This window comes from Xanthomonas sp. LMG 12459 (genome assembly GCF_009192905.1).
GTDB classification, from domain to species: Bacteria; Pseudomonadota; Gammaproteobacteria; order Xanthomonadales; family Xanthomonadaceae; genus Xanthomonas_A; species Xanthomonas_A sontii.
Window position 1 is genome coordinate 1 of sequence record NZ_NSGT01000082.1, and the last position, 11,726, is coordinate 11,726.

The window sequence follows — 11,726 nt, forward strand, 5'->3', positions numbered from 1 at the left end:
CGCGACGGCGCCGGCGCGCAGTACGGCTCCGACGCGGTGGCCGGGGTGATCAACGTGATCCTCGACGACGACCCGGACAGCGGCGCGCTGGAAGCCAGCTACGGCGCCAACCACACCGACGTCAAGCCGATCCACCGCACCCTCACCGACGGCCAGACCGGCTATGCCAGCGGCAAGGTCGGCACACGCCTGGGCGAGGACGGCGGCTTCTTCAAGGTCGGCCTGGAGCTGAAGAACCACGAGGCCACCAACCGCGCCGGCTTCGACCAGATCCCGCCGTTCGAGGAACAGACCCCGGCCAACCTGGCCCTGGCCGGCAAGCGCAACTATGAACTCGGCGACGGCGCCAGCAAAGATCTCAACGCCTGGCTCAACGGCAAGCTGCCGTTCGGCCAGGGCAGCGAGGTCTATGCCTTCGGCACCTATAACCAGCGCGACACGCAGGGCGCCAACTACTTCCGCTACCCCGACGGCGCCGCCAACTGGACCCAGGTGTATCCGCAGGGCTACCGCCCGGTGTCGCTGGGCGAGAACCGCGACCTGCAGGCGGTGCTCGGCGCGCGCGGGCAATGGGGCGAATGGGCCTACGACGCCAGCCTCGACTACGGCCGCAATGACTTCACCTACCGGCTCAAGCATTCGCTCAACGCCTCGCTGGGCCCGGGCAGCCCGACCCGCTTCAAGACCGGCGACTACGCCTTCGCGCAAGGCGTGGCCAACCTCGACCTGAGCCGCAGCTTCGACGCCGCCGGCGCCACCCACACCGTGGGCACCGGCGTGGAATTGCGCCGCGAGCACTACCGCACGCGTCCGGGCGACCCGGCCAGCTACGCCGCCGGCCCCTACACCGACCGCCCCACCGGCGCCCAGGCCGGCGGCGGCCTGACCCCGCAGGATGCGGCCGACCTGTCGCGCAACGTCGCCAATGTCTACGCCAGCGTGTCCAGCCAGTTCGGCGACAAGCTCTCCACCGACCTGGCCGCGCGCTACGAGCACTACCAGGATTTCGGCGGCGAACTGACCGGCAAACTGGCCGCGCGCTACGAGTTCGTCCCGGCATTCGCCCTGCGCGGCGCCATCTCCAACAACTTCCGCGCGCCGTCGCTGAGCCAGATCGGCTACGAGGCCAGTTCCACCGGCTACAACGCCAACGGACAGTTGCTGCAGGGCCGCCTGCTCTCGGTCGACAACCCGATCGCGCAGGCGCTGGGCGCGCGCACGCTGCAGCCGGAGAAGTCGCGCAACTACAGCCTGGGCTTCACCAGCCGCGTCGGCAGCCACTTCGACCTGTCGCTGGACCTGTTCCAGATCGACATCGACAAGCGCATCGCGCTGTCGGAAAGCATCGACGGCGACGCCCTGACCGACTTCGTCGCGCAGCGCTTCGGCATCACCGGCCTGCAGAGCGCCAGCTTCTTCGTCAACGCCGCCGACACCCGCACCCGCGGTGCCGAACTGGTCAGCAACTGGCGGCAGGCGCTGGGCCAGGGCCAACTGCAGCTGACCGGCACCTGGAGCTACGCCAAGACCGAACTGGAGAACGTGGTGGCCACGCCGGCGCAGTTGCTGGCGCTGAATCCGGACTACGTGCTGTTCGGCGTGGAGGAGCGCAACACCCTGACCGAGGCGACCCCGCGCACCCGCGCGCAACTGGCGGCGAACTGGAGCGACGCGCGCTGGTCGCTGCAGACCCGCGTCACCCGCTACGGCAGCGCCACCCGCGTGTTCGACTTCGGCGGCGGCTTCGCCCCGGAGCAGACCTACAGCGCCAAGTGGCAACTCGACGCCGAGGTCGAATACCACCTCACCCCGCAGTGGAGCGTGGCGGTGGGCGGACAGAACCTCACCGACGCCTACGCCGACCGCTCCAAGCCGGACATCGCCTACTTCGGCAACCTGCCCTACGACGTGCTCTCGCCGATCGGCAGCAATGGCGCTTACTACTACGGGCGGGTGCGGTACACCTTCTGACGAAGGTGTTGGGAATGGGGAGACGGGAATCGGGAATGGGTAAAAGCAACAGCAGCGCGCGCAGGCACCGCTTTTGCTCTTCCCATTCCCGTTTCCCCATTCCCGATTCCCGGCCCCCAATCCACCTGACGCTAACGCCCGCTGCGCCATCATGGCCGGATGGCAGACGCGCTCCCCCTCCGACCGCCGCCGCCGCGTCTGGACGATGCCTGCGCATTGTTCCTGGACGTGGACGGCACTCTCATCGCCTTTGCCGAACGCCCCGACCAGGTGCAGTTGCTGCCCGAGGTGCGTGAGGCGATCGGCCGCCTGCACCAGCGCCTGGGTGGCGCGGTGGCGCTGGTCAGCGGACGTCCGCTGACGCAGCTGGACGCCTTGTTCGCGCCGCTGTGGCTGCCCGCCGCCGGCCTGCACGGCCACGAACTGCGCAGCGACGCCGACGCGCAGGCGGCGATTCCCGCCGATACCTCCGACTTTCTCCATGCGCTGCATGCGCGCGCCGCGCATCTGCGCCAGGCGCATCCGGGCGTGCTGATCGAAGACAAGGGCGCCAGCGTGGCCCTGCACTGGCGGGCGGCGCCCAGCGCGGCCGAGGCGGTGCTGGCGTTCGCCGACGAACAGATCGCCGACCTGCCCGGTTACCGCCTGCAGCCCGGCGACCACGTGGTCGAGTTCGTGCCCGAAGGCAGCGACAAGGGCGTGGCGCTGACCACGCTGCTGCAGCAACCGCCGTTCCGCGGACGCCGCCCGGTGTTCGTCGGCGACGATCTCACCGACGAATTCGGCTTCGCCGCGGCCAACCAGGCCGGCGGCTGGAGCGTGCTGGTCGGCACCCGCGCCGACAGCGTCGCCACCTATGCGCTGCCCGATCCACGCGGCGTACACGCCTGGCTGCGCGATAACGCCGGATGAGGCCAGCACAACGCCCGCCCGTCCGCGCCCCGTGGCCGTTTCCCCCACTGCTTCCGCACAAGGACCCGACCGCTCCATGAGTTCCCCCAATCTCGACCTCGGCGTCATCGGCAACGGCAGCTTCGGCGCCCTGATCGACAAACAGGCCAGCGTGGTGTGGAGCTGCCTGCCGGCCTTCGACGGCGACCCGGCGTTCTGCGCCCTGCTCTCCCCGCGCGCGCATCCCGGCGGCGATTTCAGCATCGAACTGGAAGACTTCGTCGACAGCGACCAGCACTACCTGGCCAACACCGCGATCCTGCGCACCGTGTTGCGCGACGCCCACGGCGGCGCGGTGGAGGTGATCGACTTCGCGCCGCGCTGGCGCAACCACGGCCGCTTCTACCGCCCGGTGAGCATCATCCGCCAGGTGCGGCCGCTGGCCGGCAACCCGCGCATCCGCGTGCGTGCGCGGCCGCTGGCCGACTGGGGCGCGCGCCAGCCGGAGAGCACCTGGGGCAGCAACCACGTGCGCTGGCTGCTGCCGGACTTCACCCTGCGCCTGACCACCGACGTGCCGGTGCGCTTCATCCGCGACGAACTGCCGTTCGTGCTCAACCACCCGGTCAACCTGATGCTGGGCGTGGACGAATCGCTGACCCGCTCGCTGACCGGCTACATCCAGGAAGCGCAGGAACGCACCGAGGAATACTGGCGCGAGTGGGTGCGCTACCTGTCGGTGCCGCTGGACTGGCAGGACGCGGTGATCCGCAGCGCGATCACCCTGAAGCTGTGCCAGTACGAGGACAGCGGCGCGATCATCGCGGCGATGACCACCTCCATCCCGGAAGCGCCGGACACCCCGCGCAACTGGGACTACCGCTACTGCTGGCTGCGCGACGCCGCCTTCGTGGTGCGCGCGCTGAACCGGCTCGGCGCCACCCGCACCATGGAGCAGTTCCTCGGCTACATCTTCAACATCGCCACCACCGACGGCAGCCTGCAGCCGCTGTACGGCATCGGCTTCGAGGCGGCGCTGGAGGAACACGAGGTCGAATCGCTGGCCGGCTACCGCGGCATGGGCCCGGTGCGGCGCGGCAACCTGGCCTGGATCCAGAAGCAGCACGACGTGTACGGCAGCGTGGTGCTGGCCTCCACCCAGCTGTTCTTCGACCTGCGCCTGAAGGATCCTGGCGACACCCACACTTTCCTGCGCCTGGAGCCGCTGGGCGAGCGCGCGTTCGAACTGCACGACGTGCCCGACGCCGGCCTGTGGGAGTTCCGCGGCCGCGCCGAGGTGCACACCTACACCAGCGCGATGTGCTGGGCCGCCTGCGACCGCCTGGCCAAGATCGCCGCGCGGCTGGGCCTGGAAGACCGCGTGGCGTATTGGCGCGAGCGCGCCGAGCGCATCCACGCACGCGTGCTCGCCGAGGCCTGGAGCACGGAGCTGGGCCACTTCACCGACACCTTCAACGGCCACCGGCTGGACGCGTCGCTGCTGTTGCTGGCCGACATCGGTTTCATCGCCCCGGACGATCCGCGGTTCATCGCCACCGTCGAGGCGATCGGCCGCGATCTCAAGCATGGCGATGCGCTGTACCGCTACGTGGCACCGGACGATTTCGGCGAACCGGAGACCAGCTTCACCATCTGCACGTTCTGGTACATCGACGCCCTGGCCGCGATCGGCCGCAAGGAGGAGGCGCGCGAGCTGTTCGAGCGCATCCTCGCCCGGCGCAATCACCTGGGCCTGCTGTCGGAGGATCTGGCCTTCGACAACGGCGAAGCCTGGGGCAATTTCCCGCAGACCTATTCGCATGTCGGCCTGATCATCGCCGCCATGCGCTTGTCGCGCAGTTGGCAGGAGGCGTCATGAGCAGATTGGTGGTGGTATCCAACCGCGTGGCCTTGCCCGGCGAGAACCGCGCCGGCGGCCTCGCGGTGGGCTTGCTGGCGGCGCTGAAGGAGCGCGGCGGCGTTTGGTTCGGCTGGAGCGGCAAGACCGTGCGCGGCGACAGCGGCGCGATGCACGAACAGACCCAAGGCGATATCCGCTTCGTCACCATGGATCTGAATCGCGCCGACCTGGACGCGTACTACAACGGCTTCGCCAACCGCACGTTGTGGCCGCTGCTGCACTTCCGCCTGGACCTGGTCGACTACGACCGCGCCACCCGCGAGGGCTACCGCCGGGTCAACGCCATGTTCGCCGACAAGCTCGCGCCGCTGCTGCGCGAGGACGACACGGTATGGATCCACGACTATCACCTGATTCCGCTGGCCTCGCTGCTGCGCGAGCGCGGCATCGGCTGCCGCATCGGTTTCTTCCTGCACGTGCCGTTCCCCTCTGCCGACCTGATCCAGGCGCTGCCGGACCACGCACGGCTGTTCTCCGGCTTCTACGCCTACGACCTGATCGGCTTCCAGACCCGCCGCGACGTCGACCGCTTCCAGGCCTACGTGCGCCTGTTCGGCGGCGGCAAGGTGATCAAGGACGGCGTGCTGGAAGCGCCGGGCGGGCGCCGGTTCCGCGCGGCCATGTTCCCGATCGGCATCGACACCGAACTGATCGCGCAGCAGGCGCGCGCGGCGATGTCCAAGCCGGCGGTGCGCGATCTGCGCAGCAGCCTGCGCGATCGCCAGCTGGCGATCGGCGTGGACCGGTTGGACTACTCCAAGGGTCTGCCGGAACGCTTCCTCGGCTTCGAGCGCTACCTGGAACGGCATGCCGACCAGCGCGGCAGCCTCACCTACCTGCAGATCGCGCCGGTCTCGCGCGGCGACGTCACCGAATACAAGCAGTTGCGCAACCAGCTCGAGCAGATCGCCGGTCACATCAACGGCGGCCACGCCGAGCCGGACTGGACGCCGCTGCGCTACGTCAACCGCAACTTCACCCACGCCACCCTGACCGGCTTCTATCGCGCCGCACAGGTCGGCCTGGTGACGCCGCTGCGCGACGGCATGAACCTGGTGGCCAAGGAGTACGTGGCCGCGCAGGATCCGGAGAATCCCGGCGTGCTGGTGCTGTCGCTGCTGGCCGGCGCCGCCGACGAACTGAAGGAAGCGCTGCTGGTCAATCCGCACGACCTGGACGGCGTGGCCGACGCCATCGCCACCGGTGCGTCGCTGCCCAAGCCCAAGCGCATCGAACGCTGGCAGGCGATGATGGATCACCTGCGCAAGCACGACATCAACGCATGGCGCCAGCGCTATCTGCAGGCGCTGGAAAGCGTGCGCTAGCCCCGGCACACGCGTTGCACCACGCGGCGCGCAGCGCCAGCGCACGGTGCGATCCTGCCTTGCAGGCCATGCGCCATCCGCCATGGCGCGGCATGACGCGGTGTTCCGTGTCCCGTCTCGGCCCGACTAGCTGCCTTGCCTAACATAGCCGCCACGCGCCGCGCCGGCTGATCTGCTTGCCGAGGCCACCGCAGCGCGATCGCTGCTTCGGGATGCACGTCGCGCTTGCGGCCGCCCGCGCCGCGTCCCAGGCGCGGCCCTGCGTCGATCGCCTGCTGCGCCGCAGCACATCATCACGCCTTCGGCGCTCTGCCTTAGGCGTTCAGTCCATATAAAGTTTCCGACGAACGGCAGGTGAAGGCGATCAAGCCGGCGCGGTGATATGCCGATACTGGATCGACCCCCACGCGATCGCACCGCCCTCGCGGCGTTGCCCGTTGTTTCCCAGCCGGTGCAGACCATGCCCTCGCCAACTGCCGTTCTCCGCCCCACCGCCTCCTGGCTGCGCCCGCGTTCGGCGCTGCTTGCCCTGTCCCATGTCCTGGTCCTGCTGGCGCTGGCCGGCTATGCGTTGCACGTCGGCCGCATGGTGGGAGCCAACGGATCGGCATTGCCGCGGTTGCTGCCGGCGCTGCTGGTCGCCGTGGCCGCAGCCGCGGCACTGGTCTGGCTCGGCAGACGCAGCGCACCGCGCGCCCTGGAGCAGGCCACGCAGGCGCTGCAGGCGCTGGGCGAAGGCCGCTTCGAGCAGCGTGTGGAGGTGCTCGGGGACACGGCCGAGGTGGCGCTGCTGCGTGCGCTGCAGAACGCGCAACAGGCGCTGGCGGCGCGCCAGGCGCAGACCGAGGCGGAACTGCGCCACGGCCGTTTCGTGATCCAGGCGCTGGACGATCTCGACACCATGGTGCGTATCGCCGACGACGATGGTCGCGTGCATTTCGCCAACCGCAAGCTGCTGCAGATGTTGAAGACCATCGAACCAGACGTGCAGCGCTTCCGCCCCGAATTCCGCGCCGAACAGTTCGTCGGCGGCAGCATCGGCGACATCTATCCGGACAGCCAGGCGGCGATCGATCGCATGCGCGCGCTGACCGGCTCCAAGCGCGTGCGCGCGCCGTTCTTCGGCCGCCAGATCGATTTCGTGTACAGCCCGATCGACGATGCCGACGGCCGCCGCCTGGGCACCATCGCGCAATGGGAAGAGGTGACCGCGCAGGTCAACGCCGAACAGGCGCTGGCCACGGTGATCGAGGCGGCCGCGCACGGCGATTTCAGCCAGCGCATCGAGACCGCGGCGATGGACGGCGTCCTCAAGTCGCTGGCCGAGGGCGTCAACCGCATTTCCGATGGGGTGGAGAGCAACCTGGCGCAACTGGCCGGAGCGCTGGCGGCGCTGGCCGAAGGCGACCTCACCCACCGCGTCGACGGCCAGGCGCAGGGCGTGTTCGCGCGCTTGCGCGAGGACACCAACCGCACCGTCGCCAAGCTCACCGAAATCATCGTCGGGATCCAGGAGTCGGCCGACACGATCCGCCGCGCCGCCTCGGAGATCGCCGCAGGCAATACCGACCTGTCCGACCGCACCGAACAGCAGGCGGCGAGCCTGGAGGAGACCGCCAGCTCGATGGAAGAGTTGACCTCGGCGGTGAAGCAGAACGCCGACAACGCGCAGCAGGCCAACGGCCTGGTGCAGAACACCGGCGAGGTCGCCCGTTCCGGCGGCCAGGTGATGGACGAGGTGGTGGCGACGATGCGCGCGATCAGCACGTCCTCGCAGCGCATCGGCGAGATCATCGGCGTGATCGACGGCATCGCCTTCCAGACCAACATCCTGGCGCTCAACGCCGCGGTGGAAGCGGCGCGCGCCGGCGAACAGGGCCGCGGGTTCGCCGTGGTCGCCTCGGAGGTGCGGTCGCTGGCGCAGCGCTCGGCCGATGCGGCCAAGGAGATCAAGGACCTGATCGAAGCGTCCACGCGCACCGTCGGCGAAGGCGCCGCGCTGGTCAACCGCGCCGGCGCCACCATGCACGAGATCGTCGGTTCGGTGCAGCGGGTGACCGGCCTGATCGGCGAGATCAGCGCCGCCAGCGGCGAGCAGTCCAGCGGCATCGAACAGGTCAACCGCACCGTGGCGCAACTGGACGAGGTGACCCAACGCAACGCCGCCCTGGTCGAGGAAGCCACCGCCGCCGCGCGCAGCATGGAGGAGCAGGCCGGCGGCCTGGCTGCGGCGGTCGCGGTGTTCCGGATCGAGACGGGACAAGGGCGGCCGGGCGGCAGCAATGTCACCCCACTGCTGCGCCGTACGTACTGAGGCGACGCACGCGACGACCGCCCGCCCCGTCCAGGATCAGGCAAAGCGCATGAATTGCTGGAGCAGGAACTGCAACTGGCTGGCGCGGGTGGGAAACTCGCTCTGAGGAAAGTACCCGGTGTCGGTATTGATCACCGTCACGACGTCATCGCCATTGGGCGCTTGCGAAACGAAGGATTGCTGGGCCTGCCCGAGCAGCATCAATTGCCCCAGCACGTGCGGGTAGTAATCGGCATAGAACCGCTCCACTGCCTCGCGCGTGGCGAAGGCATGACCGGCATGGGCCTTCCTGCTGGGGCCGGTCGCATCGACCACCTTCAACGGCTTGTACACGTTGCCGGTCTTTTGCTTGTCGCCGCCCCACACTGTTCCGGCCAAGGCGCCCTCGTTGACGAAGACGACGGCGTCGTTCAACTCCAGCGGCTGGGCGGTATTCTGCTGGATGATCTCGTCGGTGCGACGCGCGACCAGTTTCAGGCGTTCGATGCTGGCGGCGATGTCGGCCGCGCTTGCGCCGAGTTCGCGATACAGCGCCACATTCTGGATGTTCTGCGCGAAGGTGTCGTCCCGGTCCCAGTCGCCCGCATAGAGCCCCACCACGCGCGTCGGCCTTTCGTAGATGGCGAAACCGGATCGATGCAATGGACGCAAGCGGATGAACGGGCCCGTTCCGCTCATGTAGTAGGTACTGGGCAGCTGCTCGCCGACGAATCTGTAGTTCTTGATATCGATCGTGCCGAACACGCGATTGCTTGGATCGATCAGCCGCGCAGGCGTAGGACTGGGCATAGCGAAACTCCTCTCGGGCGGGTGTGGGAGCGTGGAAACGGGGGGCACCACGGTGCTATCTGCCAAGGAGGCTGACGGACGCCGCTGCCAGCGGCTTGCCAGCAGAAGCAGCAGAGGAATCTCCATCGTTGCCGGTCCGATCGCGTGGGTGGCCCGTCCGTCAAGAACGGCCACCGCAGGCACTTGTGAACCCGCGGCGATGGGCTCGCGCGAGGAAACAGCTGACCACGCGCGCCGCGCGCGTCGTACTCACTCCAGAAAGCGCGAACGCTGTTGCGGCTCCGGCAGGAAACATTGCGCCGTGGTACCGAACCAGCGATGGCGGTTGCGCGCCAGCACCCGGTAGCCGGCATCGCGCCAGCGGCGCGGCAGCAGGCGCAGCGACGCGACGCTGCGCCACACGCCGCCGAGCCCGGCGATCACCGCGATCGCCGCGTCCGAATCGGTCAAGGCACCGTGCCGTGTCAGCAGCAGGAACGACAGCGGATCGGCCGGATCCAGGCCGTGCTCGCGCAACAGCGCGCTGCCGCGCGGCGACTGCATCGCCGCAAACCGGTAGCGGCCGCGGCGGTCATGGCGCAGCAGGAACCGCACCCAGCGGCTGCACAGCGCGCAGACCCCGTCGAATACGACGATGGCCATGTCCTCCGACGCCGCGGGCGCCGCACCCCGCGGCGGCTCAGGCCGGCGCAAGCCAGCCCTCGTAGCGGATGAACGGGCCGATCCACGGCAACGTCACCGCGATCACGAACGCGTAGCGGCCGTCGCGCTGGTCTTCGCGGCAGTGCACGCCGGCCAGCCAGCGTCGCGGCAGCGGCACCGTGCCGAAGGCCCAGGCCCGCGCCGCGCGCCATTCGATGCCGGCGCCGTCGATCCGCAGGGCGAATTCGAACACCACCGCACCCAGCCGCTCGCGCAGGCGGCCGCGGTGCAGCCACAGCCGCGAGGGCATGGCATGCGTGCCGAAGCGGCGTTCCCAGCGCTCGCCGCGGGCATCGGCGCGAAACACCACCTCCACCGGCGTCGCCGGCCCGGTACGCGGCAGCCGCACCAGCCACGCGCACAGCGGCAACAGCGGGTGGCGGCCGCGCTGGACCATCGCCTGGCCGACATAGCGCGACTGCGACGACGGTGTGTGCAGCGCGCGCAGCACTGGCGGCAATTGCGCGAACGCCGGCCCCAGCAGCTGCGCGAACAGCGGCGGGGTCAGGGCGCGATCCACGCCAGGGTCGCCATGCGCCCGCTGCGGCGGTCGCGCCGATAGGAGTAGAAGCGCTGCGCATCGGCGATGGTGCACAGGCCGCCACCGTGGATCCGGTCCGGCGCCAGGCCGGCCGCGACCAGGCGTTGCCGCGCCAGTGCGTACAGGTCCACCCGCCAGTGGCCGGGCCGGGTGTCCACGAATGCGGCCGCGGCGGCCGGATCGTGGCGCAGGAACGCCTCACGCACCTCGACACCGATCTCGTAGTGCTGCGGTCCGGCCGCCGGCCCCAGCCAGGCCTGCAGTTGCGTGGGCGGCGTACGCAGCGCGGCCACGGTAGCCTCCAGCACGCCACCGGCCAGCCCCTGCCAGCCGGCGTGCGCGGCGCCGACCTCGCTGCCGTCGCGGGCGGCGAACACCACCGGCAGGCAGTCGGCGGTCAGGATCGCCAGCACCACACCGGGCTCGGCGGTGACGGCGGCATCGGCGGTCGGCTCGGCGTTGATGCCGGCGCCCTGCGGCGGCCCGTCGAAACGCAGCACCTGCACGCCGTGCACCTGCCGCAGCCAGTGCGGCGGCGTCGGCAGCGCCAGTCGCGCGGCCAACTCGTCGCGGTTGCGCTGCACCGTGGCCGGGTCGTCGCCGTCGGCAGCACTGCGGTTGCCGAGGTTGAAGCGGTCGAACGGCGGCTGCGAGGCGCCGGCGCCGGTGCGCAGGGTGGTCAGGGCGTGGACCCGCGGCGGTGCCGGCCAGTCGGCTGGTAGGGCGAAGTCGCTCATTGGCCGCGCCCTCGCCCCACATCGGCCGACACGCCGCCAGCCTGGCGCCGCCGGCCGCCGCGCGAAACGCAGTCGCGCGCGAGGGCGTGGGAAACCGGGCTCTCGGCCATGCTCAGCGCCGCGCCCGCTCGGCGGCCGCCTGCGCATCCACGCGCAGGGCGGCCATCAGCTGCTGCAGGTCGGCCGGCACCGCCGCGGTGGCGCGGACCGGCTCGCCGCTCAGCGGATGCTTGAACTCCAGGGTCTCGGCGTGCAGCGCCTGGCGCTTGAAGCCGCGCAGTTCGGCGATCAGCTCCTCGCTGGCGCCCTTGGGCAGCTTCAGCGGGCCGCCGTACAGCGGGTCGCCGACGATGGGGTGCTTCAGGTGCGCCATGTGCACGCGGATCTGGTGGGTGCGGCCGGTCTCCAGGCGGCATTCCAGGGCCGTGTGGGCGCGGAAGCGCTCGCGCAGCCGGTAGTGGGTGACCGCGTCGCGGCCGTCCTCGCGCACCGCCATGCGCAAGCGGTCGCGCGGATGGCGGTGCGCGAGGACGGC

The 11,726-nt window shown here is 70.0% G+C and carries 10 protein-coding genes; 5 read left to right on the forward strand and 5 right to left on the reverse strand.

The annotated features are described in order from the left end of the window. From CEK65_RS16625 to CEK65_RS16645, 5 genes are all read left to right on the forward strand, one after another. A partial coding sequence (locus CEK65_RS16625; RefSeq protein WP_152182408.1) for a TonB-dependent receptor occupies positions 1-1,971 on the forward strand: 1,971 nt, incomplete at its 5' end. Positions 1,972-2,130: 159 nt separating this feature from the next. Next, a complete protein-coding gene (gene otsB, locus CEK65_RS16630) occupies positions 2,131-2,883 on the forward strand; it encodes a trehalose-phosphatase (RefSeq protein ID WP_152182409.1) in 753 nt (250 codons plus the stop codon). A 76-nt stretch (positions 2,884-2,959) separates the two neighbouring features. Next, the gene (locus CEK65_RS16635) at positions 2,960-4,741 is read left to right on the forward strand and encodes a glycoside hydrolase family 15 protein (RefSeq protein WP_152182410.1); all 1,782 of its coding nucleotides are present in this window, start codon (positions 2,960-2,962) and stop codon (positions 4,739-4,741) included. Then, on the forward strand, positions 4,738-6,108 hold the full coding sequence (gene otsA, locus CEK65_RS16640; RefSeq protein ID WP_010344370.1) for an alpha,alpha-trehalose-phosphate synthase (UDP-forming): 1,371 nt from the start codon (positions 4,738-4,740) through the stop codon (positions 6,106-6,108). Before CEK65_RS16635 ends, otsA begins: the two co-directional genes overlap by 4 nt. 586 nt (positions 6,109-6,694) lie before the next feature. Beyond that, a complete protein-coding gene (locus CEK65_RS16645; protein ID WP_226980619.1) occupies positions 6,695-8,422 on the forward strand; it encodes a methyl-accepting chemotaxis protein in 1,728 nt (575 codons plus the stop codon). Between the two features lie 36 nt (positions 8,423-8,458). Here the strand turns inward: CEK65_RS16645 and CEK65_RS16650 are convergent, their stop codons facing one another. The 5 genes from CEK65_RS16650 to CEK65_RS16670 all read right to left on the reverse strand — a co-directional run. Beyond that, complete coding sequence (locus tag CEK65_RS16650; protein ID WP_043091756.1) at positions 8,459-9,211, reverse strand: hypothetical protein; 753 nt, start codon at positions 9,209-9,211, stop codon at positions 8,459-8,461. A gap of 249 nt (positions 9,212-9,460) precedes the next feature. Further along, on the reverse strand, positions 9,461-9,853 hold the full coding sequence (locus CEK65_RS16655; RefSeq protein WP_017909434.1) for a thiol-disulfide oxidoreductase DCC family protein: 393 nt from the start codon (positions 9,851-9,853) through the stop codon (positions 9,461-9,463). Between the two features lie 37 nt (positions 9,854-9,890). Further along, positions 9,891-10,433 carry a DUF4166 domain-containing protein gene (locus CEK65_RS16660; RefSeq protein ID WP_152182412.1) on the reverse strand — a complete coding sequence of 181 codons (543 nt, stop codon included), beginning with the start codon at positions 10,431-10,433 and terminating at the stop codon, positions 9,891-9,893. Continuing rightward, positions 10,418-11,191, reverse strand: a complete 774-nt coding sequence (gene pgeF / locus CEK65_RS16665) for a peptidoglycan editing factor PgeF (RefSeq protein WP_152182413.1) — start codon at positions 11,189-11,191, stop codon at positions 10,418-10,420. Before pgeF ends, CEK65_RS16660 begins: the two co-directional genes overlap by 16 nt. Positions 11,192-11,303: 112 nt before the next feature. Then, positions 11,304-11,726, reverse strand: a 423-nt coding sequence (locus CEK65_RS16670; protein WP_255424539.1) for a pseudouridine synthase, incomplete at its 5' end; no start/stop codon positions are given.